Source organism: Streptomyces composti (genome assembly GCF_012034205.1).
In the GTDB taxonomy this organism is placed as follows: domain Bacteria; phylum Actinomycetota; class Actinomycetes; order Streptomycetales; family Streptomycetaceae; genus Streptomyces; species Streptomyces composti.
This window is the reverse complement of the sequence record NZ_JAATEM010000022.1, coordinates 32606-57968: the sequence shown is the minus strand read 5'-3', so window position 1 is coordinate 57968 and position 25363 is coordinate 32606. Positions and strand designations below refer to the sequence as shown.

At 74.4% G+C, this 25363-nt stretch carries 23 protein-coding genes; 10 read left to right on the top strand and 13 right to left on the bottom strand.

Translation table 11 applies throughout. The features are described from left to right. Nucleotides 1-174 precede the first annotated feature (174 nt). The 3 genes from HCJ93_RS18915 to HCJ93_RS18905 form a co-directional block, all read right to left on the bottom strand. The gene (locus HCJ93_RS18915) at nt 175-1275 is read right to left on the bottom strand and encodes a mechanosensitive ion channel family protein (RefSeq protein ID WP_167996903.1); all 1101 of its coding nucleotides are present in this window, start codon (nt 1273-1275) and stop codon (nt 175-177) included. A 168-nt stretch (nt 1276-1443) separates the two neighbouring features. Next, nucleotides 1444-2208 (bottom strand): crotonase/enoyl-CoA hydratase family protein, encoded by a 765-nt coding sequence (locus tag HCJ93_RS18910; RefSeq protein WP_167996902.1) that lies wholly within the window; start codon nt 2206-2208, stop codon nt 1444-1446. A gap of 103 nt (nt 2209-2311) precedes the next feature. Further along, nucleotides 2312-3211 (bottom strand): lysylphosphatidylglycerol synthase transmembrane domain-containing protein, encoded by a 900-nt coding sequence (locus tag HCJ93_RS18905; RefSeq protein WP_167996964.1) that lies wholly within the window; start codon nt 3209-3211, stop codon nt 2312-2314. 195 nt (nt 3212-3406) lie between these two features. On the opposite strand from HCJ93_RS18905, the gene HCJ93_RS18900 reads away from it, so the two are divergent. After that, nucleotides 3407-5299, top strand: coding sequence for an ABC transporter ATP-binding protein (locus HCJ93_RS18900; RefSeq protein ID WP_167996963.1), 1893 nt, complete (start codon nt 3407-3409; stop codon nt 5297-5299). A 151-nt stretch (nt 5300-5450) separates the two neighbouring features. Here HCJ93_RS18900 and secD read toward each other — a convergent pair whose 3' ends face one another. From secD to HCJ93_RS18880, 4 genes are all read right to left on the bottom strand, one after another. Next, the gene (gene secD / locus HCJ93_RS18895) at nt 5451-7751 is read right to left on the bottom strand and encodes a protein translocase subunit SecD (RefSeq protein ID WP_167996901.1); all 2301 of its coding nucleotides are present in this window, start codon (nt 7749-7751) and stop codon (nt 5451-5453) included. A gap of 65 nt (nt 7752-7816) precedes the next feature. Further along, a complete protein-coding gene (locus HCJ93_RS18890) occupies nt 7817-8185 on the bottom strand; it encodes a hypothetical protein (protein ID WP_167996900.1) in 369 nt (122 codons plus the stop codon). Between the two features lie 89 nt (nt 8186-8274). Further along, nucleotides 8275-8964, bottom strand: a complete 690-nt coding sequence (locus tag HCJ93_RS18885) for a response regulator (RefSeq protein ID WP_167996899.1) — start codon at nt 8962-8964, stop codon at nt 8275-8277. After that, nucleotides 8961-9929: a HAMP domain-containing sensor histidine kinase gene (locus tag HCJ93_RS18880; RefSeq protein ID WP_167996962.1), complete on the bottom strand. Its 969-nt coding sequence runs from the start codon at nt 9927-9929 to the stop codon at nt 8961-8963. Before HCJ93_RS18880 ends, HCJ93_RS18885 begins: the two co-directional genes overlap by 4 nt. A 282-nt stretch (nt 9930-10211) precedes the next feature. On the opposite strand from HCJ93_RS18880, the gene HCJ93_RS18875 reads away from it, so the two are divergent. The 6 genes from HCJ93_RS18875 to HCJ93_RS18850 all read left to right on the top strand — a co-directional run bounded on the left by HCJ93_RS18875 (nt 10212) and on the right by HCJ93_RS18850 (nt 14662). Then, on the top strand, nt 10212-10538 hold the full coding sequence (locus tag HCJ93_RS18875; RefSeq protein WP_167996961.1) for a TraR/DksA family transcriptional regulator: 327 nt from the start codon (nt 10212-10214) through the stop codon (nt 10536-10538). Between the two features lie 48 nt (nt 10539-10586). Then, the gene (locus HCJ93_RS18870) at nt 10587-10976 is read left to right on the top strand and encodes a TraR/DksA family transcriptional regulator (RefSeq protein ID WP_167996898.1); all 390 of its coding nucleotides are present in this window, start codon (nt 10587-10589) and stop codon (nt 10974-10976) included. After that, nucleotides 10973-11818 carry a rod shape-determining protein gene (locus tag HCJ93_RS18865; RefSeq protein ID WP_167996897.1) on the top strand — a complete coding sequence of 282 codons (846 nt, stop codon included), beginning with the start codon at nt 10973-10975 and terminating at the stop codon, nt 11816-11818. The genes HCJ93_RS18870 and HCJ93_RS18865 overlap by 4 nt, the downstream gene beginning before the upstream one ends. A 67-nt stretch (nt 11819-11885) precedes the next feature. Next, a complete protein-coding gene (locus HCJ93_RS18860; protein WP_240967700.1) occupies nt 11886-12452 on the top strand; it encodes an Rv1733c family protein in 567 nt (188 codons plus the stop codon). Between the two features lie 180 nt (nt 12453-12632). Continuing rightward, the gene (locus HCJ93_RS18855; RefSeq protein WP_167996896.1) at nt 12633-13142 is read left to right on the top strand and encodes an NfeD C-terminal domain-containing protein; all 510 of its coding nucleotides are present in this window, start codon (nt 12633-12635) and stop codon (nt 13140-13142) included. Between the two features lie 113 nt (nt 13143-13255). Next, a complete protein-coding gene (locus HCJ93_RS18850) occupies nt 13256-14662 on the top strand; it encodes a flotillin family protein (protein ID WP_167996895.1) in 1407 nt (468 codons plus the stop codon). A gap of 88 nt (nt 14663-14750) precedes the next feature. On the opposite strand, the gene ppk2 is transcribed toward HCJ93_RS18850, so the two are convergent. From ppk2 to HCJ93_RS18820, 6 genes are all read right to left on the bottom strand, one after another. Beyond that, nucleotides 14751-15554, bottom strand: a complete 804-nt coding sequence (gene ppk2, locus HCJ93_RS18845; RefSeq protein ID WP_167996894.1) for a polyphosphate kinase 2 — start codon at nt 15552-15554, stop codon at nt 14751-14753. A gap of 113 nt (nt 15555-15667) precedes the next feature. Beyond that, nucleotides 15668-17098: a putative hexosyltransferase gene (locus HCJ93_RS18840; RefSeq protein WP_240967693.1), complete on the bottom strand. Its 1431-nt coding sequence runs from the start codon at nt 17096-17098 to the stop codon at nt 15668-15670. Beyond that, on the bottom strand, nt 17095-18396 hold the full coding sequence (locus HCJ93_RS18835) for a bifunctional glycosyltransferase family 2/GtrA family protein (protein WP_167996893.1): 1302 nt from the start codon (nt 18394-18396) through the stop codon (nt 17095-17097). Before HCJ93_RS18835 ends, HCJ93_RS18840 begins: the two co-directional genes overlap by 4 nt. A gap of 162 nt (nt 18397-18558) precedes the next feature. Further along, nucleotides 18559-19101: a cellulase gene (locus HCJ93_RS18830; RefSeq protein ID WP_167996892.1), complete on the bottom strand. Its 543-nt coding sequence runs from the start codon at nt 19099-19101 to the stop codon at nt 18559-18561. An 11-nt stretch (nt 19102-19112) separates the two neighbouring features. After that, entirely contained in the window at nt 19113-19619 is a 507-nt protein-coding gene (locus HCJ93_RS18825; RefSeq protein WP_167996891.1) for a SigE family RNA polymerase sigma factor, read from the bottom strand. A gap of 311 nt (nt 19620-19930) precedes the next feature. Further along, complete coding sequence (locus HCJ93_RS18820; protein WP_167996890.1) at nt 19931-20305, bottom strand: DUF6479 family protein; 375 nt, start codon at nt 20303-20305, stop codon at nt 19931-19933. Between the two features lie 106 nt (nt 20306-20411). Between HCJ93_RS18820 and HCJ93_RS18815 the strand changes: the two genes are divergently transcribed. The 3 genes from HCJ93_RS18815 (at nt 20412) to HCJ93_RS18805 (ending at nt 25358) form a co-directional block, all read left to right on the top strand. Further along, nucleotides 20412-20783, top strand: coding sequence for a four-helix bundle copper-binding protein (locus tag HCJ93_RS18815; RefSeq protein ID WP_167996889.1), 372 nt, complete (start codon nt 20412-20414; stop codon nt 20781-20783). A gap of 500 nt (nt 20784-21283) precedes the next feature. After that, nucleotides 21284-23698, top strand: coding sequence for a serine/threonine-protein kinase (locus HCJ93_RS18810; protein WP_167996888.1), 2415 nt, complete (start codon nt 21284-21286; stop codon nt 23696-23698). A 91-nt stretch (nt 23699-23789) separates the two neighbouring features. Next, nucleotides 23790-25358: a phytoene desaturase family protein gene (locus tag HCJ93_RS18805; protein ID WP_206317627.1), complete on the top strand. Its 1569-nt coding sequence runs from the start codon at nt 23790-23792 to the stop codon at nt 25356-25358. Nucleotides 25359-25363 lie beyond the last annotated feature (5 nt).

Genomic DNA, 25363 nt, shown 5'->3' with positions numbered 1-25363 from the left:
AGATATCTCGTGATCGACCCGCGCTCGACAGGGGTCCACGCCGGATGAGCGGTGATCTTCCGCCATGCGGGCACCGCTGATGGCGGAAGAACACACGCCGGCACGGGCCGGTCACCGAGGGGAACGGCCGTCCGGGGGCGCCTCTCATGGGCGGGGGCGGCCGTCCCGGCGGGTTCAGACCGGCCGGGCGGCCGTCATGTCGGCCGGATCCGGGTTCTCCGCACCCCGCTGCTGCGGGATGACCACCGAACCCTGCTGGAGGGCGACCGTGCGGGCCGGGGACGGGATGCGGATGCCCTCCTCGCGGTAGCGGCGGTGGAGGCGCTTGATGAACTCGTGCTTGATCCGGTACTGGTCGCTGAACTCGCCCACGCCGAGGATCACCGTGAAGCCGATCCGCGAGTCGCCGAAGGTGTGGAAGCGCACCGCCGGCTCGTGCTCGGGCACCGCCCCGGTGATCTCCTTCATGGTCTCGGCGACGACCTCCGTCGTCACCCGCTCCACATGCTCCAGGTCGCTGTCGTAGGACACGCCGGCCTGCACCAGCACGGTCAGCTTCTGCTCGGGCCGCATGTAGTTGGTCATGTTGGTCTTGGCGAGCTGCCCGTTGGGGATGACCACCAGGTTGTTGGACAGCTCGCGGACCGTGGTCTGCCGCCAGTTGATGTCCTCGACGTATCCCTCCTCGCCGCTGCTCAGCCGGATGTAGTCACCGGGCTGCACGGTCTTGGAGGCGAGGATGTGGATGCCCGCGAAGAGGTTGGCGAGCGTGTCCTGCAGAGCCAGTGCGACCGCCAGACCGCCGACGCCGAGGGCGGTGAGCAGCGGGGCGATGGAGATGCCCAGCGTCTGCAGCGCCACCAGGATCCCGATGGCCAGGACCAGGATCCGGGTGATGTTCATGAAGATGGTCGCGGATCCCGCCACACCGGAGCGGGACTGGGTGACGGACTGCACCAGGCCGGACACCACCCGGGCCACCGACGCCGTCGCGGCGAAGATCAGCAGCACGGTGAGCACCTGGTTGACAGTGTGCTGCACCCCGCGGGCCAGCGGCAGCGCCGCGGCCGCCGAGGCGATGCCGCCCGCGACGGCGGCCAGCGGTGCGACCATGCGCAGCGCGTCCACGATCACGTCGTCCCCGCGCCAGCGGGTCAGCTCCGCCTTCCGGCCGAGCCAGCGCAGCAGCATGCGCAGCGCCAGGGCCGCCAGCAGGCCGGCGGCCACGGCGATACCGGCACGCACCAGGTCGTCCACGGTCAGTTCGCGGGTCACCGCTCACCTCCGCCGAACACCTGTGCCGACGACCGTATGTGAAGTCGTGTCACGTCTCGTCACCTGTTCGAAGTTCCGGGAAGTACGTCGTGCCGCCCGGCGGGGTCCGCCGTCAGGCACGATCGATCATCCTGCCGTATCCGCGGGGCCACTTCGCACCGGCGACGGTCACATGTCCGAGAACGAGCCGTGCCGCCCGGCGCCGGAGGCGAAGCGCGCTGCGCCCTTCAGACTCCCGGTCAGCACGTTCATGCCGTGCCGGAGTTCGGCGCGCAGGGCCGCTTCGGCGTCCAGGCCCTCCTGGTCCAGCACCGAGGCGCGGTCCGAGCGCAGGCAGTCCTGCGGGAACCGGGCGATCGAGGCAGCCAGCTCCTCCGCCGCGGCGCGCGCCTGCCCGGTGGGCACCACGCGGTTGGCCAGGCCCATCTCGCGGGCCTCCGCGGCGGTCACCGGGCGGCCGGTGAGGATCATGTCGAGGGCCCTGCTGGTGCCGATCAGGCGGGGGAGGCGGACGGTGCCGCCGTCGATCAGCGGGACACCCCAGCGGCGGCAGAAGACGCCGAACACCGCGTCCTCCTCGGCGACCCGCAGATCGCACCACAGGGCCAGTTCGAGGCCGCCCGCCACGGCGTGTCCGGCGACCGCCGCGATCACCGGCTTGGACAGCCGCATCCGGGTGGGCCCCATCGGCCCGTCCCCGTCCGGCGCGACCCGGTTGCCGCGCTCCGTGCCGAGCGCCTTGAGGTCCGCGCCCGCGCAGAAGGTGCCGCCCTCTCCCCACAGCACCGCGACCCGCGCCTCCTCGTCCGCCTCGAACGCGCGGAAGGCGTCGGCGAGTTCGGCGGCGGTCGGCCCGTCCACCGCGTTGCGCACCTCGGGGCGGGACAGGACGACGGTGGTGACGGCTCCCTGGCGTTCGGTCCGGACCGGCATGGCGAGTAGCCCCTCTCCGTGATTTCGAGGTCCTGGGCGGCGTGCGGTTCCGCGGCTCTGCGAGGCGTGCGGCTGCGCGGCGCGGAGAAGGGGCACCCTACGCTCAGATCACCTTCAGCCGCACCAGCGCCGCCAGCGTCAGCGCGCCGGGAAGCAGCGGCAGCCACACCGTGATGACGCGGAAGGCCAGCACCACCGCCGTGGCCACCGGCGGCGCGCCGCCGGCCGCCACCAGCGCCACGATCAGCGCCGCCTCCACGGAGCCGAGCCCGCCCGGCGTCGGCACCAGCGCGACCGCCACCGTGGCCGCCAGATAGGCGAGCGCCATGTGCCCGGGCGGCACCTGCAGCCCCAGGGACACGCCCACCAGCACCAGCGCGGTCGCCTGCAGCGCCGGGAAGGCCAGTGCCCCGCCCCACAGCGCCAGCGCCCTGGCCGGCCGGGTGTGCACCGACCGTGCCTCGCCCAGCGCGGTGCGCAGGAAGGAGCACACGGCCCTGCGCAGCCGCCGTGCGCACACCAGGGCGCCGGCCGCGAGGGCGGCCACCCCGGCGAGGCCGAGCAGCAGCGGGCCGAAGACCCCCTCGGGCAGCAGCACCTGAGGTCTCAGCGCGCCGGGGAAGGCGACGAGCAGCCCGCCCAGCACCGCCACCCGGCCCACCGCCTCCGCGAGGAGATACAGCGCGAGACCGGCCGAGGCGCGCGACAGCGGCAGACCGCACACCGTCATGAACCGGAGGTTGACCGCGCTCGCCCCGAGGCCGGTGGGCAGCAGATGGTTCGCCGCGCCCGCCGCGAACTGCGTGGCCAGCAGCCGCCGCGCGGGCAGCCGCGGCAGCACCGCGCCCTGCCGGGTGCAGGCCGCCGCCACCCAGGTCAGGCAGGTGGCCCCGGCTGCGGCCAGCAGCCACGGCCAGCGCGCCGCCGGCAGATGCGCGAAGCCATCGGCGAGGACCGAGCGGTGCCGCACCGCGACCACGGTCACCAGCAGCAGCGGCACCACGCACAGCACCCGGCGGACCGTCCGCGCCGGACCCCGCGAGCCGCCGTGCCCCACCGCGCACTCCGGTGACACGGCAGTGCGTTCCCGCGGGTCGGGCGCACCGGTGGGCAGGGTTTCCTGCAGCGTCATCGGGACCTTCGCACCTCGGAGCTTGACCTCAACGTTGCTTGAGGTTCTACGTTCGGCTCCATGAGCATGGAGACCACAGCGTGGACACAGTTGCACAGCGTCCTGAACGCACAGGAACGCCGTCCCCTCGCACGGGTGACATTGCGCCGCATCGGCGGCTTCGCCCGCCCGCACCGCCGCCGGATCGCCCTGTTCGTGCTGCTGGGCTCGGCCACCGCACTGCTCGCGGTCGCCACCCCGCTGCTCGCCGGCAGCGTGGTCGACACCATCGTCACCGGCGGGGAGGAGCAGCGAGTCGTCCACCTGGCCCTGCTCATCGCCCTGATCGCGGTGGCCGAGGCGGCGCTCGGCATCCTGGGCCGCCGGCTTTCGGCGAGCCTCGGCGAAGACCTCATCCTCGATCTGCGCACGGCCGTCTTCGACCATGTGCAGCGCATGCCCGTAGCGTTCTTCACACGCACTCGTACGGGAGCGCTGGTCTCCCGGCTCAACAACGACGTCATCGGAGCCCAGCGGGCCTTCAGCAACACCCTGTCCACCGTGGTGAGCAACGTCGTCACCCTGCTGCTCACCCTCACGGTCATGCTCGCCCTGTCCTGGCAGATCACCCTGATCGCGCTGGTGCTGCTGCCGGTGTTCGTGATCCCGGCCCGGCTGATGGGCCGTCGCATGGCGCGCATGCAGCGCGAGGCCGCCACCCTCAACGCCGCCATGGGCACCCGGATGACCGAGCGGTTCTCCGCACCCGGCGCCACCCTGGTCAAGCTGTTCGGGCGGCCCGAGGAGGAATCGCGGGAGTTCGCGGAGCGCGCCCGCCGGGTCCGCGACATCGGCGTGCGCACCGCCACCGCCCAGTCGGTGTTCATCACCGCCCTCACCCTGGTCTCCGCGCTCGCCCTGGCCCTGGTCTACGGTCTGGGCGGCTGGTTCGCGCTGCGCGGCGCCCTCGACCCGGGCGCGGTCGTCTCGCTGGCCCTGCTGCTCACCCGCCTGTACGCGCCGCTGACCTCGCTCGCCGGGGCGCGGGTCGAGGTGATGAGCGCTCTGGTGAGCTTCGAGCGCGTCTTCGAGGTCCTCGACCTGCGGCCCCTGATCGAGGAGAAGCCCGGCGCCCGTGACGTCCCGGAGGGCCCGGTGTCCGTCGAGTTCGACGACGTCCGCTTCGCCTACCCGTCCGCCGACAAGGTCTCCCTCGCCTCCCTGGAGGAGGTCGCCACTCTGGACACCCGCGGCGGCGCCGAGGTGCTGCACGGTGTCTCCTTCCGCGCCGAACCCGGCCAGACCGTCGCCCTCGTCGGCTCCTCCGGCGCCGGCAAGTCGACCATCGCCCAGCTGCTGCCCCGGCTCTACGACGTGGACTCGGGCGCGGTGCGGGTCGGCGGCGTCGACGTGCGCGACCTGACCGCCGCCTCCCTGCGCGACACCCTCGGGATGGTCACCCAGGACGGCCACCTCTTCCACGACACCGTGCGCGCCAACCTCCTCCTCGCCCGCCCGGAGGCGAGCGAGGAGGAGCTGTGGGACGCGCTGCGCCGCGCCCGTCTCGACGACCTCGTGCGGTCCCTGCCCGACGGCCTGGACACCGTGGTCGGCGAGCGCGGCTACCGGCTCTCGGGCGGCGAGCGCCAGCGCATGACCATCGCCCGGCTGCTGCTGGCCCGCCAGCGGGTCGTCATCCTCGACGAGGCCACCGCGCACCTGGACAACACCTCGGAGGCGGCCGTCCAGGAGGCGCTCACCGAGGCCCTCCAGGGCCGGACCGCGCTGGTGATCGCGCACCGGCTGTCCACCGTGATGGCCGCCGACCTGATCCTCGTGGTCGAGGACGGCCGGGTGGCCGAACGCGGCACCCACGCCGAGCTGCTGGCGGCGGGCGGGCGCTACGCCGAGCTGTACCGCACCCAGTTCGCCCGGCAGCCGGCCGGCGACGGCACGGAGCACGCACCGCTGGCGGCCTGAACCACCGGGCGACCCGGGCGAGTTCCACGCCCGGGCCGGGAGGCCGGCGGGGCGACGGGCGGTGCGACGAGTCGTCCGCCCCGCCCCGCCGGCCCGGTGTCCGCCGCCCGACGCGGGCGCCACAGGCCTGCGGCACACCCTGCCGGCCGGGTCACACCTGTGCGCCGGTGCCTCCGTCCCGGCCCTTCGGCGCCCGGCCGGCACCGGCCTTCGGGCGCCCGGAGCCCGGCCGGCCCCGGCCGCCTCCGCGCCTGCGGTGCTGCAGGCCGTCGAGCTCGACGGCCAGCGGCGAGGCGGTCAGCACCGACGAGTACGTGCCCACCCCGATGCCGATCAGCAGGGCGAGCGCGAAGTCGGTGAGCGAGGCTCCGCCGAGCACCGCGAGCGCCGCCAGGATGAAGATCACTCCGATGCCGGTGTTGACCGTGCGCGGCACCGTCTGCAGGACCGCCTGGTTCACGGACTGCGCCATCGGCCGCTTGCGGTCCTTGGCCAGCAGCTCCCGCACCCGGTCGAAGACCACGACCGAGTCGTTCACCGAGTAGCCGATCACGGTCAGCAGGGCCGCCAGGAACACCCCGTCGATCGGCTTGCCCAGCCAGGCGAAGATCCCGGTGAGGATCACCACGTCGTGGGCGAGCGCGGCCACCGCCGAGGTGCCGAACACCCAGCGGAACCGCACGGCGAGATACAGCAGCTGGGCGCCGAGGGCCAGGCCGAGCGCGATCAGCGCGTTGCGGCGCAGCTCCTCGCCGAGGCTCGGCCCGATCAGCTCGTCGCGCACCTTCTCCGCGCCGCCGCCCACCTCGGCGATGGCGTCGGCGACCTCGGCCGCCTCGGCGTTGCTCAGCTTCTCGGTGCGCACGGTCAGCTGGTTGTCGCCCGAGGACTGCACCACCGCCTGCGGGAAGCCCGCGTCGGCCAGTGCGTCGCGCGCCCGGTCCGGGTCCACGGCGGTGGAGGTGGAGTACTCGATCAGCCGGCCGCCGGTGAACTCGACCCCGAAGTTCAGCCCGCGCACCACCAGGCCCGCACCGGCCAGCACCAGCACCACGGCGGACACCGCGAGCCAGCGGCGCGGCCGGCGCATCAGCTGCGGGTCACGGCGCATCAGGTACGCGCGGACCCGGCCGAGCGAGGCCAGGCCGGTCAGCTGCGGACGGCGGTACACCCAGCGCCGCGACACCGCGAACTCGGCCAGCACCCGCGTGATCACCAGCGCGCTGATCATCGAGGCGACCACACCGATGCCCAGCGTGACGCCGAAGCCCTTCACCGGACCGGAGGCGAGCAGGAACAGCAGCACCGCCGCGATCAGCGTGGTGATGTTGGAGTCGGCGATCGCGCTGAACGCGCCCTTGAATCCGGCCGTCAGCGACGAGCGGCTGCTGGGCCGGTTCCGCTTGCCGTACTCCTCGCGGGCCCGCTCGAAGACCAGCACATTGGCGTCGACGGCCATGCCGATCGCCAGCACGAAACCGGCCAGGCCCGGCAGGGTGAGCGTCGCGCCGATCGCCGCCAGGGCCGCGTAGGAGATCACGCCGTAGCAGGCCAGCGCCACCGTGGCCAGGAAGCCGAGCAGCCGGTACACCACGATGATGAACAACGCGGTCAGGGCGGTGCCCACGACCGCCGCCCAGGCGCTCGCCTCGATGGCCTCGGCGCCCAGCGTCGGGCCGACGGTCCGCTGCTCCACCGTCTCCACCGGCACCGGCAGCGCACCGCCCTCGATCAGCAGCGCCAGCTCGCGCGCCTCGTCGCTGGAGAAGGAGCCGGTGATCTGGGTGGACCCGCCGGTGATGCCGACGTCGCAGGCGACGGACGGATCGACCTGCGGCGAGGAGATGATCTTGTTGTCGAGGACGATCGCGACCCGGCGCTGCGGATCGCCGGGCGGGGTGCAGGCGGCCTGGCCGGTCAGCCGGGCCCACTTCTTGTCGTCCTCGAAGTCGACAGTGACATGCCAGCCGGCGCCGCCCTGCTGGTCGAAGCGGGCCTCGGCGCCCTCCACGTCGGTGCCGGTGAGCGCGGCCGGGCCGAGCCTGAGCCGCTCCCCCTGTTCGTCGGGCAGGGTGCGCTCGCCCTTCTCCTTCGGGGCGTCGGGGCCGAGCACGGGGTGGACGGAGAGCTGGGCGGTGCGGCCCAGGACGTCGGCGGCCCGGCGCGGGTCCTGCACACCGGGCAGTTCGACGATGATCCGGTTGTCACCGGAGCGGACCAGGGTGGGCTCGGCGACACCGAGCGCGTCCACCCGGCCGCGCAGCACCTCGAGGGTGCGGTCGGTGGCCTCCCCGTCGGCCCTGGCCCCGGGCGTGGACCGGGTCTCGAGGACGATCTGGGTGCCGCCGCGCAGATCCAGACCGAGTTTCACGGGGACGGTCACGGCGATGAACACGGCCGCGGCCACCACGGCCAGTGCGAACAACGCCCGGAACCGGGCGGGACGTTTCACGTGATGCCTCCAGCAGGCGGGCCACGGCCCTTGCGGGCGGCGCGGCGGTGAGGAGTGGTGGTCTCTCAGGTGCTGGAGGCGGCGGGCGGCGCCCGGCCGAGGTCACCGGGCAGATGGGCGGCGTCGGGCGGCGCGTTGCCGTGCACCGGCGCGGGCGGTGCGGGACGCGGCGGGATCGCGGGCGTGTACGGCGGAGTGAACAGCAGCGGCCCCGCGGGCACGCTCCGCTCACCGGCGTCGCGCGGCGGCCTGAGAACGACGGGCGAGGACCCCATGTACGCGTCGTCCGCGGCCGGCCGCACACCGGACGGGTCGGCCGAGACAGCGGACGCGGCAACGGCCCCGGGCACCGCGACCCCGGTGAGGCCGGCCTGGGCCGCGGGCCCCGGCGCGAGGACCAGCAGCAGGAAGGCCAGGACGGCGACGGCGGCCACCGCACCCCGGGGCCACCGGGCGGCGGCCACGCCCGCGTGCCGGGGCGACCGGAGGACCTGCCCCGGTCTCAGCCCGTGGAGCCGCGCAGTCAAGGCTCCACCAGCCCGGCGCGGATGGCGTAGCGGGTCAGTTCCAGGCGGTCCCGCAGGCCCAGCTTGTTCAGCAGGTTCTCCCGGTGCCGCTGCACCGTCTTGACGCTGATGAACAGCAGTTCGGCGATCTCCCGCGAGGAGTGGCCCTCGGCGACGAGCTTCAGCACCTCCTCCTCACGCGGGGTGAGCAGCTGCTCGGGCGCCTCCTCACCGTGGCGCACCCGGTCGAGGTAGGTGCGGATCAGCGCGGTCACCGCCCCCGGGTAGAGGAACGGCTCGTCCCGCATCGCCGCCCGGCAGGCGGCCACCAGATCCCGGTCGGCGACCGACTTCAGCACATAGCCGACCGCGCCGACCTTGAGCGCCTGGAACAGGTACTGCTCGTTGTCGTGCATCGTCAGCATCAGGATCCGCAGGCCAGGCTTCAGCGCCACCAGTTCCCGCGCCGCCTGCAGCCCCGTCAGCCGGGGCATGGCGATGTCCAGCACGGCCAGGTCGACCTCGTGATCGCGGGCCAGGGCGATCGCCTCCGCACCGTCCCCGGCCTCGGCGACGACCTCCAGGTCCGGCTCCCGGTCGAGGATGAGCCGTACCCCGCGCCGCACCAGGGCATGGTCGTCGGCGAGCAGGATCCTGATCGGCGAGGTACCGGCGCCTTCGGCGCCGGGCGAGGGGTGCTGGGTCATGACTGCTTCCTGAGGACGGGCACGGTCAGCCGGATCCTGGTTCCGGCGGGAGTGGTTCCGGCGGGGGCCGCAGGGACGATGTCCAGTGTGGCCCCGACGAGCAGAGCACGTTCACGCATGCCGCGGATGCCGGCGCCCTCCTGGGCGGCACCGACGCCGCGGCCGTCGTCGCTCACCTCCAGCACGACATTCCCGCCGTCGGGGTGGAGGCTCACCTCGACGTTCTGCGCCTCGGCATGCCGGGCGGCGTTGGTCAGCCCCTCCTGCGCCACCCGGTAGATCACCAGTTCCGCCTCCCGGTCCAGCGTCGGCAGATCGGCGTCGAAGCTGCGGCGCACCCGCAGGCCCGTATGGGTGGCGAACTCGGTGGCGAGCGAGGTGACGGCACTGACCAGGCCGAGGTCGTCGAGCACGCCCGGACGCAGCCGCCGCACCAGTCGGCGCACCTCGTCCAGGCTCTCCCGGGTGATCTCCTGCACCTGCCGCAGATCGGCCCGCAGCGGATCCGGCGCCTCGTCCGCGGCCCGCTCCAGCGCCAGCAGCACCGCCGTCATGCTCTGCCCGACCTCGTCGTGCAGCTCCTGCGCGATGCGCCGCCGCTCGGACTCCTGGGCGAGCAGGGCGCGGGCGCTGCTCGCGGCACGCTCGCCCTCGAGCCGCTCCAGCATCGCGTTGAACGTCGAGACCAGCTCCGCGACCTCACCGCCGCCGCGCACCGGCAGGCGCTGCCCCGGGCGCAGCAGGTCGACGGTGGTCATCAGCCGGGTCACCCGGTCCAGCGGGGCGAGACCGATGCGCAGCAGCGCCGCGTTGGCCACCAGCATCACCGCGAGACCGCCCACCAGGATCACCGCCTCCGTTAGCAGCACCGGAACGGACACGGTCACCGGAGCCCACAGCAGCAGCGCGGTGGCCAGGCCCAGCACCACCGCGTTGAGGCCGAAGATCCGCCAGTACAGGGACACCGAGGTCACGCCTTCCTCACACTCGTCTGCCTCTACTGTCGGTCACCGCGCCGAACGGTGCGGCCGCGGCCCCCTGCTCTGGCGATCACCGGCCAGCGTGCCCGGCGCCCCGGCGCCCCGTCGATGGGGTGCGCACCCCATTTCCGGCGGACCCCGGTGCCCAGGCCGGGTGGGGTGGGTCCGCCGACCCCGCACAGATGGGTACCTCGGCCCATGGGATCCGCACCCGGATACGGCCATGGTGAGGACATCCACTCGTATGCCGACCTGGAGGACCCTGACATGTCGCTCGACGTGCCCCGCACCGAACCGCGCCCCGGCAGCTCCGCCACCGAGGAGATCCGCCGGCGCCTGGAGCACGCGCGCAGCACCCGGCTGGCCCAGCTCAAGGCACTCGACGAAGAATCGGCGAGTCCCGACGATCCGCTCACCGCACGCCAGCGCGAGGCGATCCAGAGCGCGCTCCAGGAGATCGAACAGGCCCTCGCCCGTCTCGACGACGGCACGTACGGGATCTGCGAGGGCTGCGGCAAGCCGGTGCCACCGGAGCGCCTGGAGATCCTGCCGTACACCCGCCACTGCGTCACCTGCCGCCGCCGCGCGGCCTGACCGGCGCCGTCCCCGTCTTCCCCGTCCTCGTCCCGCCTGAGGGGTGAAATGGTGTCTCCCGACACGCTGTCCGGCCCGCAGGCCGGTGCGAACAACGCCGGCCTCACGTCCGAGGACCTCGCGGCCCTGCGCGAGAGCCTGAACGAGCAGCGGCTGTTCCGCCGGGAGCAGCTGCGGCAGTTCGCCGCCCGCGCCGGATCCCGGCCCGGCGGCGGGCGCGCTCCGGAAGGGCCCGGCCAGGGCGAGGTCCGAGCCCAGCTCGCCGCCTCCGCCCGGATGGTCCTCGCCGACGTCGAGGCCGCGCTGGCCCGCATGGACGCCGGTACGTACGGCAGCTGCCATCTGTGCCGCCGTCCCGTGGAGCGGGAGCGGCTGCGGATCGTGCCGCAGGCCCGCTACTGCGGCCGCTGCCAGCAGGTGCGGGAGGCGGTCCGATGACGGGGGCACGGGTGCTGCGGGCGGCCGGACCGGGCGCGGTCCGGCCGCTTCGGCGGCATGGCCCGGCGGTCGCCCTCGACCTGGGCAGCGCCCGCACCCGGGCGTGGATCGCCGGGCGGGGCATCGTGGTCGACGTGCCCACCGTGACCTTCCCGGGCCGCGGGGGGATGCACCCCGTCCAGCGCGGCACCATCGTCGACCCGGCGGGTGCCGCCCGGATGCTCGACCGGCTGCTCGGCCACCGGCTGCCCCGCTTCGGCCGGCCCCTGGTCGTCGTCACCACACCCGCCCTGGGCGGTCCGGACTTCCGCGCCGCGGCCCGCACGGCCGCCGAAGTCCTCCGCCCGCGCGAGGTGCTGACGGTTCCCGCGGCGCGGGCGGTGGCCGTGGCCGCCGGCGCCGACGACACCCGGCCGCTGCTGGTGGTGGACATCGGCGCGCATCTCACCGAGGCCGTGCTGCTGGTCGGCGGTGAGGTGACCGACGCGCGCCGCATGGCGCTGGGGACCGGTGACCTGGCCGACGGCACACCGTCCGGGCAGCTCACCGACGCCGTCGTCGAGATGGTGACCGGGATGCAGCGCCAGGACCGGACCGCGCGCACCCGCACCGCATTGCGCCGGGGCGTCCTGCTGGCCGGCGGCGGCGCCCTGCGCCCCGACATCACCCACGCCCTCCCGGCCCGCCTGGGCTGCCCGGTGAGCCCGGTGCCGTCCCCGCACACCGCCGCGGTCCTGGGCGCCGCGAGCCTGGCCGGCCCCCTGCGGCGCCGGACGCCGGACGGGACCCGGGAGCGTCCCTCCGCGCCCGGGCACGACCTGCATTCCCTCGAGGAGCCTTGACGTGACGGTCCCTCCCCGGCCGCCCCAGCCGCCTCCCGGCCCGCCCTCGCGCCTGGCGCTGTGGCGGATGCGCACCCTGCGGCGCAACAGCCTGCGCCGCCGCACCGACGTGATCCGCGCCTGGACCGGCGTCGTCCTGCTCCTCGTGGTGTCGGCGGTGGCACCGGTGGCCGCCTTCCTGGTGGGCGACGCGGCGACACGGCACTACGAGGACACCGCACGGCACCAGCGAGAGACGCGGTACCAGGCGACCGCCACCCTCACCCGGGACGCCCCGCGCCACCCCGAACCGGGTTCGGAGGAGGAGAAGGAGACCCGCTACCCGGTGGAGGTCCGCTTCGTCACCCGGGAGGGCCGCACCCGCACCGCCCGCGCCGAGGTACGGCCGGGGTTGCCCGCCGGCAGCAAGGTCCGCATCTGGGTCGGCGCGGACGGCGAGACCACCGAACCGCCGATGTCCCGTGCGCAGATCCGCAGCCGGGGCATGGGCTGGGGCCTGATCGCCGCCGTCGGTGTCGCACTCGGCGGAGCCGCCGCGCACGCCGCGACCGTTCTCGCCCTGCACCGCCGCAACCTCGCCGCCTGGGACGCCGCCTGGGCAAAGACCGCACCCCGCTGGACGACCCCCACCTGAGTTCCGCCGGCTCACAGGCAGCCGCGGCCCTTCCGGGAGCCCGCCGCCCGCACCGGGAGCGGCCCGTAGTCGAACACGGCATCAAGACGGCGTAAAGATTGCCGGACTCCGGCAATGTGCCGCGACCCGCCCATGTGCCAGGATGCGCACACGGGGGTTGTCGACGACAGGGGGCCCTGAATGAACTGGTTCCTGGGGCTGGGTATCGCCGGACTCGTGGTGCTGGCGCTCTCCCTGATCTTCGACGGGCTTCTGGAGGGTCTGCTCGACGGCGTGCTGGACGGACTGCTCGACGGGTGGCTCTCGCTCCCGGTCGTCGCCGGTTTCGTGTCCATGCTCGGCTTCGGCGGGGCCGTCGCCCTGGCCACCACGGACGTCGGGGCCGCCGGTGCCACCGCGATCGGTGTCCTGGCGGGGCTCGGTGCCGCCTGGCTGACGCTGAGGTTCACCCGGGTGCTGATGCGGGACGACCCGGCCGCCACGCCGCGCGGCGGCGATCTCGTCGGCAGCCCGGGCTCCGTGGTCACCGCCATCCCGGCGGACGGCTACGGCGAAGTGCTGGTGCACCTCGCCGGGCAGCCGCTGAAGCTGGCCGCCAAGTGCTCGGTGCCCGTGGACCGGGGCGCCGAGGTCTGGGTGGAGTCGTCCCCGACGCCCACCTCCGTGGTGGTCCGCCCGGTCGAGCGCTGACCGGGCACGGTGCCGCCTGGGCCGGCCGCAGCGCGGCCGCACCTCCGTACGTCATGTCGTTCCGTCGTTCCGATGCGCCGTCCCCAAGGGAGGGCTGAAGGGGATACACACATATGAGCCCAGTACTGATCGCCGTCGTCGGCGCGGTCGTCCTCGTCGTCCTGCTGGCCCTCGTGGTCATCACCCGCTACAAGGTCGCCGGACCCAGTGAGGCGTTCATCGTCACCGGCCGGCGCGGCAAGAAGTCCACCGACCCGGAGACGGGGCGGGTCTTCACCGACAACAGCGGCCAGAAGGTCGTGGTCGGCGGCGGCGTCTTCGTCGTGCCGTTCGTGCAGCAGAAGTTCACCCTCGACCTGTCCAGCCGGCACATCCCGGTCGCCGTCCGCGGCGCGGTCACGCTGCGCGGCGTCAAGGCCAACCTGGAGGGTGTCGCCATCGTCAAGGTCGGCGGCACCGAGGACTCCATCCGCGCCGCCGCCCAGCGCTTCCTGATGCAGCAGGAGGGCATCGTCGGCTTCACCCAGGAGGTGCTCTCCGGCGCCCTGCGCTCCATCGTCGGGCGCATGTCGGTGGAGGACATCATCCGTGACCGCGCCGCCTTCGCCGGGCAGGTCGCGGAGGAGGCCGAGGCCAGCCTGTCCGGGCAGGGCCTGGTCCTCGACGCCTTCCAGATCCAGGACATCTCCACCGAGGGCTCCTACCTCGAGGACCTGGGCCGCCCCGAGGCCGCCCGCGCCAAGCAGGAGGCCGACATCGCCGAGGCGGAGGCCCGGCGCGCCTCCGAGCAGGCCCGGCTCAAGGCCGAGGAGGAGATCGCCATCGCCCAGCGCACGTTCGCGCTGAAGCAGGCCGAGATCAAGGCGGAGACCGACGAGGCCGCCGCCCGCGCCAACGCCGCCGGACCGCTCGCCGAGGCGGCACGGCAGCAGGAGATCCTCCAGGAGCAGGAGAAGGTCGCCCAGCGGCAGGCCGAGCTGACGGACCGTGAGCTGGACACCAAGGTCCGCAAGCCCGCGGACGCCGCCCGCTACCAGGCCGAGCAGGAGGCCGAGGCCCGCCGTATCGCCGCGGTCAAGGAGGCCGAGGCGGCCGCCGAGCGGGCCAGGCTCACCGGTGAGGGCGAGAAGGCCCAGCGTGCGGCGCTCGCCGAGGCGGTGCGCATCGAGGGCGACGCGGAGGCCGCGGCCATCGCGGCCAAGGGCTCGGCGGAGGCCGAGGCGATGCAGAAGAAGGCCGACGCCTTCGAGCGCTACGGCGACGCCGCGGTGCTGCAGATGCTGGTCGAGGTGCTGCCGCAGGTGGTCGGCAAGGCCGCCGAGCCGCTGGCCGCGGTGGACAAGATGACCGTGATCTCCACGGACGGCGCCGGCCGGCTGCCGCGCACGGTCGCCGACAACGTCGCCCAGGGCATGGAGCTGCTCGGCTCCACCACGGGCGTCGATCTCGCCGAGCTGCTCAAGGGCCTGGCCGCCCGCGGCGGCGCGCAGCCCAACGGGAAGGTGCCGATCGGCGAGTGACGCCCCGTCACTCGTACGGGGGAAGGTGAGGCTGCGGCGCCGCGAGGGACCTCGCGGCGCCGCACGTCCGTGCCGCTTCCCGGGCCGCTCAGAGAGTGGCCGCGTGGTCGGGGACGTAGGTGCGCAGGTCGCGGGGCGAGCGCTCGTAGCCGGTGGACCTGGGGCGCTCCGGCAGCTCCAGCACCGCGGGCGGCACCTCGTGGTAGGGCACGGAGTCCAGCAGATGGGCGATCATGTTGATCCTGGCCCGCCGCTTGTCGTCGCTCTCCACCACGTACCACGGCGCCTCGGCGATGTCGGTGTGCACCATCATGGTGTCCTTGGCCCGCGAGTAGTCCTCCCAGCGGGTGATCGACTCCAGGTCCATCTCCGACAGCTTCCAGCGCTTGAGCGGATCCTCGAGCCGGCGCCGGAACCGCTCCTGCTGCTCGGTGTCGCTCACCGAGAACCAGTACTTGCGCAGCAGGATCCCGTCCTCCACCAGCATCCGCTCGAAGACCGGGCACTGGCGCAGGAACAGCTCGTGCTCCTCCTTGGTGCAGAAGCCCATGACGTGCTCCACGCCGGCCCGGTTGTACCAGCTGCGGTCGAACAGCACGATCTCCCCGCCGGCCGGCAGATGCTCCACGTACCGCTGGAAGTACCACTGGGTGCGCTCCCGCTCCGTGGGCCGGGGGAGCGCGGCGACCCGCGCGACCCGAGGATTGAGGTGCTCGGCGACCCGCTTGATGGTGCCGCCCTTGCCGGCCGCGTCCCGCCCCTCGAACACCACGACCAGCCGGGCGCCCTCCGCCCGCACCCACTCCTGGAGCTTGACCAACTCGATCTGCAGCCGCAGCAGTTCCTTCTCGTACACCTTGCGCGGCAGCTTCGCCGCCTTCTCGCCGCCCATGCCCGCACGCTACTGACCGGCGGGCCCGGCCGCACCCGGACGGACCCGCGGCCGGGCGCACCAGGGGCGGTCCCGCCGGGAAGGTCCCCAGGGCGTTTCCCGCCCCGGAGGCTCTACGGCACCCCCAGCTCGAACAGCGCGTACCCGGCGTACGAGCCGGACGCCAGGGCCGCCGTGCCCAGGACCGTCATCAGCGAGGGCCGGCGCAGGCGCCGCATGGCCAGGGCCGGCGGGATGAAGAGAGGGAACAGCGGGAGCAGATAGCGCGAGACATTGCCGAAGTACTGCTGCGTTCCCATCACCATCAGGTAGGACAGCACCGTGTAGACCACCAGCACGGCCGGCGGCCGCAGCCGCACCAGCAGCACCGTCAGCACCGGGACCGTCAGCACCACCGCGACCCCGATCATGTCCTCGAACGGCATCGCGAAGTGGTAGTCGGTGCGGCCCACGGCCACCGAGGTGAGCACGTCGGCGGTGTGCCGCCCGTAGTCGAACTTGTGCGCCCAGGCCCCGTCCTGCAGCTTGCTGTACCCGTTCCAGTCGCCCATGCGGTAGCCGACCCAGCCGAGGTAGCCGGCGGTGCCCAGCGGGGCGATCGCCACCGCGAGCAGCGGCCGGCGCCACCTCTCCCGGTGCCGCCACACCTCCACCAGCCCGGCGACGGCGAGCGCGGCGACCAGGGCCACCGCGGTGGGGCGGGCGAGGCCCGCGGTGAAGGTCAGCACGCCCGCGGTGAGCCAGCGGCGGGTCATCACCGCGTAGCAGGCCCATGCGGCCAGCGCGGTGTACACCGACTCCGAGTACACCGCCCACTCGGTACCCGACCCCGGCCACACCGCCCACAGCCCGACCGCGACCAGACCGGCCCGCGGCCCGCCGAGCCGGGCGGTGACGGCGTGGACGCCGAGCGCCGCGACGAAGGAGAAGACGACGGAGACGGCCATGCCGGAGCCGTACGGGCCGAGCCCGGTGACCGCCGAGACCAGCTTCATCAGGGCCGGGTAGAGCGGGAAGAACGCCGCCGAGTTCCCCTTCAGGGTGATCATTCCGGTGGCGCCCGGCACCGGCTCGAGGGCCGGGTCGTAGCCGTGCAGGGCGATCTGCTGGTACCACCAGCCGTCCCAGCTGCCCAGCACGTCCCAGGTGTGCTCGCCCCCGCCGAACCGCGGGTGCTTCTCCCGGAAGTCGCCGGCCGAGTCCAGCAGGTACATGAACACCGCGAAGCCGGCCAGCTTGAGCACGCCGTACGTGGCGAGGACCGGGCCGTACCGGGCGGCGGCGGCCCGGCGCCACCGCTCGGGCAGGCCGGGCGGCGCGGGGCGCGGCAGCACCGGCCAGGCCGTCGCGACCGGCGCCCCGGGCGGCGAGGACGACGGAGACGGCGAGACCGACGGGACCGGCGAGGCGGGTTCGGGGCGCGGGGAGGTCGAAGAGGGCGAGGCGGGGGAGGGTGGCGAGGCGGGAGAGCGCGGCGAGGAGGCCGAGGAGACGGGCGGGGAGGGCGTCGGATCGTCGGTCCGGCTGGTCCCGGCGGTGCTCATGAGACGGAGGCTCCTGTCGTACGGCGGGAGCGGTGGCCCGGGAACACCCAGGCCCGCAGAAGGAGGAAACGCAGCAGCGTGGCGGCGAGGTTGGCGGCGACCAGCGTCACCAGCTCCACCCGGGCACCGGCGTCCGGCGCGGTGTGCTGGAGAACGGCGAGCGAACCGCTGGTGAGGGCGAGGCCCACCAGGAACGCGGCCAGGCCCTTGAGCTGGTGGCGCAGCGCCCCGCCGCGTCCCCGCACCCCGAAGGTGAGCCGCCGGTTGGCCGCCGTGTTGGCGACGGCGCTGGCCAGCAGGGCGAGGGCATTGGCCGCCTGGGCGCCGGCCAGGGGCCGCAGGGAGGTGAACAGCAGCAGATGGAACAGCGTGCAGGCCACCCCGACCGCGGCGAAGCGCAGCAGCTGCGGCACCAGCGCGGGCGGCAGCCCGAGCCCGTCCCCGCCCGGCGTGCCGGTGCGGCGCAGCGCGGTCAGCGGCAGCCGGCCCCCGGCCAGCGTGCGGCCCAGCCGGGCCATGCCGCGCAGGTCCGCCAGCGCGGTGGCCAGGATGTCCACCCTGCTGTCCGGGTCGTCGACCCAGTCCACCGGCACCTCGTGGATGCGCAGGCCGGCGCGCTCGGCGATCACCAGCATCTCGGTGTCGAAGAACCACTCCCGGTCCTGCACCAGCGGCAGCAGCCGCTCGGCGACGTCCCGCCGCACCGCCTTGAAACCGCACTGCGCGTCGGAGAAGCCCACCGCCAGGGTGCCGCGCAGCAGGCCGTTGTAGCAGCGGGAGATGAACTCCCGCTTGGGTCCGCGCACCACCCGCGAGCCGCGTGCGAGACGGGTGCCGATCGCGATGTCCGAGTGCCCGGAGATCAGCGGTGCCACCAGCGGCAGCAGCGCCGCGAGGTCGGTGGACAGGTCCACGTCCAGATAGGCGAGCACCGGGGCGCGGGAGCGTGACCACGCGGCGTGCAGGGCCCGGCCGCGCCCCTTCTCGGCCAGCCGTATCCACTCGGTGCCGGGCAGCTCGTCGGCCAGCCGGGCCGCGATCAGCGGGGTGCGGTCGGTGCTGGCGTTGTCCGCGATGGTGATGCGGAAGGAGTAGGGGAACGTTTCGCCGAGATGGGCGTGGAGCCGCCGCACGCACGGCTCCAGATCGGTCTCCTCGTTGTGGACCGGCACGACCACGTCCAGGACGGGCCCGGTGTGCGGGGCGGGCAGCGGCGCACGGCGCGGAAGGGCCACCGGGGCGGCGCTCGCGGCGGAGGGGCGGCGGCCGGACGGTGCCGACCGCCTCGCGGTTCTCATGACGGGTCACGGTCTCTTTCCGGCGCCGGACGGGCCCCGGAAGGGGGGGCTGCCGGGCGGCGCCACGGGCGGTCATCTGGGTGCACGGGGCCCAGTACCGGAGCGAAGCCGTCCGGTACTCGCGGGTGTGCGCGATCGGGGCGGAGGGGCTGTCCGGGGCCGCTATCCGCTGTCGGTCTTCTCCGGGCCGTCCGGCCCGGAGCCGGCGAACCGCGCGGACCGCGAGGCCGACGGGGAGGGCCCGTCCGGCGGCCGAGGCGCAGTCCCGGCGCTCCCGGTGGGGGAGGGCGTCTGGGAGGTGGGGGTGCGGCCGTCTCCGGTGGGGGAGGGCGTCAGGGAGGTGGGGGTGCGGCCGTCTCCGGGCACGGACGTGCCCGCATCCGAGGAATCCGGCGGCGAGGTGCCGGGACCGCCGGGCGGCATCGACTCGGTGGGGCTGGGCAGGACCGGGGGTGCCGAGGGCGTGGCGGCCGGGAGCCGTTGCCGGTCCTCCGGCCGTGACCCGTCGTTCAGCGCGGGCAGCAGCGCCAGGCCGATGCCGAGGCCGGTCACCGCCAGCGCGGATCCGCCGGCCCGCCACAGCATCCGGGCCCGGCGGCGGGACCGGATGCCGGCGTGGAGGCGCTGCTGCTGGTCGGGGCCGTACGGGCTCGGGCGGTGGGACTCGCGCATCATGCGGGCCAGCTCCCGCTCGAAGTCGTCCATCGCTTCTCCCCTCACCCCAGGTGCCCGACCGTGCCGGACAGGATCTGCCGCAGCCGCGCCACCCCGCGCGAGGCGTGCGACCTGGCCGTGCCCACCGGGCACCCGAGAGCCTCGGCCACCTGGGTCTCCGACAGGTCCTCGCAGTACCGCAGCACCACCGCGGCCCGGTGCTTCGGCGGCAGCAGCGCCAGCGCCTCCTCCAGCCGTGAGCGTTCGGCCACGGCCGCGGACATGTCGCCGGGGCCGGGCCGGTCGGGCAGCCGCTCCACCGGGCGCTCGCCCCACCACCGCCTGCGCGCCGACCGGGCGGCCATCCGCACCAGCACCTGGCGGACGTACGCCTCCGGGGCCTGCTCGGCGATCCTCGGCCAGGCGAACCACAGCTTCACCAGGGCCTCCTGGACCAGGTCCTCGGCCCGCTGCCGGTCCCCGCCGGTCAGCAGCCGGGCGACATGGAGCAGCGACGACCAGCGGGCGGCCACGAACGCGTCGAAGCCGTCGGCCCCCCATCGCTCCATCCCTGCGCCCCCGTGTCCGGCAATCCCTTGCACCCCTGACAAAGACTCCCGGCCCCCCGAAACGATGCACCGAGATGCTGTGATCCATGTCACCGCGGACAGGCGAAGGGCGGGCCGTGCGGCCCTCACCCGCGCCGTCCGGCGCATCAGAGGGCCGCACGACCCGCCCCTTCAGGCGAGTGTGCGGCAGGGTGGTTCAGGCCGGCAGGGCGACGTCCTTCAGGGTCCCGCGGAACCGCGCAAGCGGCTGCCGCGCACCCGCAGCCGCCGCATCACCGCGGCTGACCGCTCGTGGACGCCTCACCGGCCGCTCAGCGCGCGCCCGGCCCGCCGCTGCCGAAACCGCCGCTGCTCCCCTCGTCCCACCGGGGCCGCTCCTGTGCGGCGCCGGTGCCCGAGCTGCCCCGGCCCGGCATCTCGTGCGGGGTCAGCCGTCCCTCACCCGTCGGCATCTCGTCGGGCTCCCTGTTCTCCCGTACCTCCCGGACCGGGCCTCCCTCCGGCATCCGCGGCTGCTCCTCCGGGCGCGGCCGGACGCGCCCGGCCTGCCGGACCCGCCGGCTGCCGAAGGCGAAGGCGCCGATCAGCAGGGCCACGACCACGGCCGCCGCCACCACCATCCCGATGCCGAGGGCTCCGCGCCCGGCGGCGAGGTCGGCCGTCTCGATCCATGAGGTGTTCGTCATGGAGCGCGGGTACCCCCGGACGGGCCGGTGAACCGGCCGGGAGAAACGGGCGCGACCCGGACACCGAAAGGGTTTGGCCTCGAGCGGCCCCGGCTACTCGCGCTGTGTGACGACCACATCGCAGGAGGAGCTGTTCCGGTTCCTCGAGGACCGTTTCGCCTGCGCCCAGGCGTGCACCGAGACCGCCAGGGCGTGCGCACTGCGGGCGAGCCTCGTGGATCCGGACGGCACCGAGAACCAGGAACTCGTACGACGCAAGGGCATCATGTGCGCCGAGGTGTGCGACGCCACCTGCCGCGTGCTGTCCGAGCAGAGCCAGGTGGACGAGGACACCATCCGGGTCCAGGTCGAGTGGTGCCGCCAGGTGGCCCTGGAGAGCGCACACGTCTTCGACCGGCAGCCGGGGGCCGAGCAGACCGCCGAGGCCTGCCGCGCCTGTGCCCGTGCCTGCACGGACTTCCTCGCCGTACTGCTCTGACGTCCCGCGTCGGTGACGAGAGGCGCGCCGATGCGGCGCGCCCCGGCGAGACGCGCCTCGGAGCGCGCGGTCCGGGGCCGCCGAGCGGTGTGCGGGGCGGCCCGGCGCCGCCCGCGGTCACCGCGCACGGCCGCCTGGCGTCGCCCTGACGCGGGGCCGCCCGCGTCGCCCGGCCGCCGCGCTCGCGTCGTTCGGGGCCGCCGGCCGGCACACCGGCCCCCGCGCCCGGCGGCATTCGGGGCCTGCGGGTGTGGACGGCCCCCGCGCCCCCGCACGGCATCGCCGCTCCCTCCACGCCCGTTCCCCATTTCCGCAACGCTTCGGCGGCGGCAGCAACGAGATCCAATGGGAGATCATTTCCTTGGATCGGCCTGGGTATGCCGCGGGTGCGGAGGTAGTGCGCAGGAGTACACGGCACCGTACAAAGTCGGGCGGATGGTCGCCATACTGGACGAGCCAGGGGAGGGCACGGCTTACAGCGACGGGGGCGTGCGCGAAAGATGGGGGACACCAGGCTCATCCAGGGCCGGTACCGGCTGCTGGACCTGATCGGGCGCGGCGGCATGGGCGAGGTGTGGCGGGCCCGTGACGAGTCTCTGGGGCGGCAGGTCGCGGTGAAGTGCCTCAAGCCGCTCGGCTCCGGCCAGGACCAGTCGTTCGGACGCGTGCTCAGAGAGCGGTTCCGCCGCGAGGCCCGGGTGGCGGCGGCCCTGCAGCACCGGGGCATCACGGTGGTGCACGACTTCGGGGAGTCCGGCGGCGTGCTCTACCTGGTGATGGAGCTGCTCCAGGGCCGCAACCTCAGCCAGCTCCTGGAGGACAACAAGCACCATCCGCTGCCGGTCGAGCAGATCGTGGACATCGCCGAACAGGTGGCCGCCGCGCTCGCCTACACCCACGACCAGGGCGTGGTGCACCGGGACCTGAAGCCCGCGAACATCGTGCGCACCGCCGACGGCACGGTGAAGATCTGCGACTTCGGCATAGCGCGCCTCGGCCACGACATCGGCTTCACCTCCCGCCTGACCGGCACGGGTGTGGCGATGGGCACCCCGCACTACATGTCGCCGGAGCAGATCAGCGGCTCCACCGTGGACCGGCGCAGCGACCTGTACTCCTTCGGCTGCGTGCTGTACGAGCTCGCCACCGGGGTGCCGCCGTTCGACCTCGACGACGCCTGGGCGGTCCTGGTCGGCCACCGCGACACCCCGCCCCGGCCACCGCGCACCCACCGCGCCGAACTGCCCGAGCAGCTGGACCGCATCATTCTGGATCTGCTCGCCAAGGACCCGGAGGCCCGCCCGGACACGGCCCGGGAGCTGTCCGGTCGCCTGGCCGCGCTCCGAGCGGGCCCGCTCGTGGTGCCGGGGAGCGGGGGGCAGCCGGTGAGCGGGGCGGCGCCGGCCGGGCAGGACCGGGCGGGCCCGGCGGGCCGAACGCGGCCCGGCTGGGCGGAGCGTGCGGCCCTCCCGCCGGGGGTGGCCCTCCCGCCGGGGGAGGGCCGGATGACGGCCGGCGCGACGGGCACACCCGGGGACGAGCGGGCAGCCGGTGCGGCACCCGCCGCCGGCCGGCGCGCCGGAACCGGCCGGCCCGCGCGCTCACCCTCCTGGACCCGCGGCATGACCACCGGGCACAAGGCCGCGGGCGGCACGCTGCGGACCACCCCGCCGGACCCCGCGGCCGGCCTGACCGGGGAATGGATTCCCCGCCCCGCCGGCGCGGTGCGCGCCGACCGGTCCGTGCCCGACGACCCGCCCACCCCGCCCCCGGAGACGCTGACCGCGCTGGCCGCCCGGCACAACGCGGGCCTGAGCCTGGGCCGGCTGGGGCGCTGGACGGAGGCGGAGGAGGTGCACCGTGCGGTCGCCGCCGAACGCCGCCGCCTGCTCGGCCCCGAGCACCCCGACACCCTCGCCAGCCGCTACGAGGTCGCCTTCGCGCTCAGCCGCACCGGCCGCGCCGCCGAGGCACTGCAGGAGTACAAACAGGTGGCCGAGGCCCGCATCCGCGCGCTCGGCGCCGACCACCCCGACACGCTCGCCGCCCGCCAGGAGATGGCCTACGTCCTGGCCCAGCTGGGCCGCGCCCTCGACGCCCACCAGGTCTATCTGTCGGTGCTCTCCGCCCGTGAGCGCACCCAGGGCCCCGACCACCCCGACACCCTGCGCTGCCGGCACAACCTGGCCTTCAACCTCGGCCGGCTCGGCCGCCTCGAGGACTCCTGCGGCATGGCCCGCGAGGTCGCACGCGCCCGGGCCAGGGTGCTCGGCCCCACCCATCCGGACACCCTGGTCAGCCGCTACGAAGTCGCCTACACGCTCGGATTGCTGGGCCGCTGGCAGGAGGCGCTGGACATCTACCGGGAGGTCGCCGAGGCGCGGGCCGCCGTCCTCGGCCACGACCATCCCGACACCCTCGCCGCCCGCTACGAGATCGGCATCAGCCTGGGCCGGCTCGGCCACATCACCCAGGCCCTCGAGCACTACCGCGCACTCGTCCGGGACCGCACCCGCGTCCAGGGCCCCACCCACCCCGAGACGCTGCGCGCCCGCCACGGAGTCGGCGTCAACCTCGGCCGGCTCGGCCGCTGGGAGGAGGCGCTGGCCGAGTCCCGCGAGGTGTGCGCCCTGCGGGAGAGCACCCTCGGCCCGGACCACCCGGACACGCTGGTCAGCCGCCGCGAGGTGGCCGTCGGCCTGGGCTGGCTGGGCCGGTGGGCGGAGGCGCTGGCCGAGTACCGGGCCGTGGCCGAGGCGCGGGAGCGCGTCCTGGGCCCCGACCACCCGGACACCCTGGCCAGCCGCGACGACGAGGCCCAGTGCCTGCAGCAGCTGGGCCGCGACACCGAGGCCGTGGACCTCTACCGACACGTGGCCGCACTGCGCCGCCGCGCAACCGCGGACGGACGGTGACCGGTGGCCTCCCCCGCGCCCGGCCCCCGGGCCGCCCCGGCACCCGGTTCGCCCCCTGGCCGCCCGCGATCTTCGCGTGCTACCAAGAAGCATGACCGCACTCCACCCGTCCGGGACCTACGACGCCGTGATCGTCGGCGGAGGCCACAACGGCCTGGTCGCCGCCGCCTACCTCGCCCGGGCAGGGCGCTCCGTGCTGCTGCTGGAGCGGCTGGACCACACCGGGGGAGCGGCCGTGTCCACGCGGCCGTTCAGCGGTGTCGACGCCTGGCTGTCCCGCTACTCGTACCTGGTCAGCCTGCTGCCGCAGAAGATCGTCACCGAGCTCGGACTCGACTTCCGGCTGCGCTCCCGCACCGTCTCCTCCTACACGCCCACCGAACGCGACGGCCGCCCCACCGGCCTGCTGGTCGCCGGTGACGAGCAGCGCACCCGCGAGGCCTTCGTCCGGCTCACCGGTTCCGACCGCGAGTACGAGTCCTGGCAGCGCTTCTACGGCATGACCGGCCGCGTCGCCCGGCGGGTCTTCCCCACGCTCACCGAGCCGCTGCCCACCCGCGAGGAGCTGCGCCGTACCGTCGACGACGAGGAGGCCTGGCGGACGCTGTTCGAGGAGCCGATCGGCGTCGCGGTCGAACGCCACTTCGACGACGACCTGGTACGCGGCGTCGTCCTCACCGACGCCCTCATCGGCACCTTCGCCGACGCCCACGACCCGTCCCTGAAGCAGAACCGCTGCTTCCTCTACCACGTGATCGGCGGCGGCACCGGGGCCTGGGACGTCCCGGTCGGCGGCATGGGCGCCCTCACCGGCGCGCTGGCCGCCGCCGCACGCGACGCCGGCGCCGTCCTCGCCACCGGCCACGAGGTGGTGCGCATCGACACCGACGGCACCGACGCCGAGGTCACCTACCGCACCGCCGACGGGGAGGGCGTCGCCGCGGCCCGCCACGTCCTGGTGAACGCCTCCCCGCAGGAGCTGGCCGCCCTGACCGGCGACACACCTCCAGAGCCCGCCGAAGGCGCCCAGCTGAAGGTGAACATGCTGCTCAAGCGGCTGCCCAGGCTCCGCGACAGCTCGGTCGACCCCCGCGAGGCCTTCGCCGGCACCTTCCACATCGCCGAGGGCTACCAGCAGCTGGCCGCCGCGCACGCCCAGGCGGCCGCGGGTGAACTCCCGGCCGTGCCGCCGTCGGAGATCTACTGCCACTCGCTCACCGACCCCACGATCCTCGGCCCGGACCTGGCCGCGCGGGGCTACCAGACCCTCACCCTCTTCGGCCTGCACACGCCCGCGCGGCTGTTCCGGCACGACAACGAGGCGGCACGCGAGGAGCTGCTGAAGTCGACGCTCGCCCAGCTCGACGCCCACCTGGCCGAACCGCTCGCCGACTGCCTGGCCACCGACGCGGACGGACGCCCGTGCCTGGAGGCCAGGACGCCCCTCGACCTCGAACGCGACCTCGGACTGCCCGGCGGCCACATCTTCCACCGCGACCTGTCCTGGCCCCATGCCCAGGACGGCACCGGCCGCTGGGGCGTGGAGACCCGCCACGGCAACGTCCTGCTCTGCGGCGCGGGCGCGGTCCGCGGCGGCGGGGTCAGCGGGGTGCCGGGACACAACGCGGCGATGGCCGTACTGGAGAGCAGCGGGGACTGACCAGG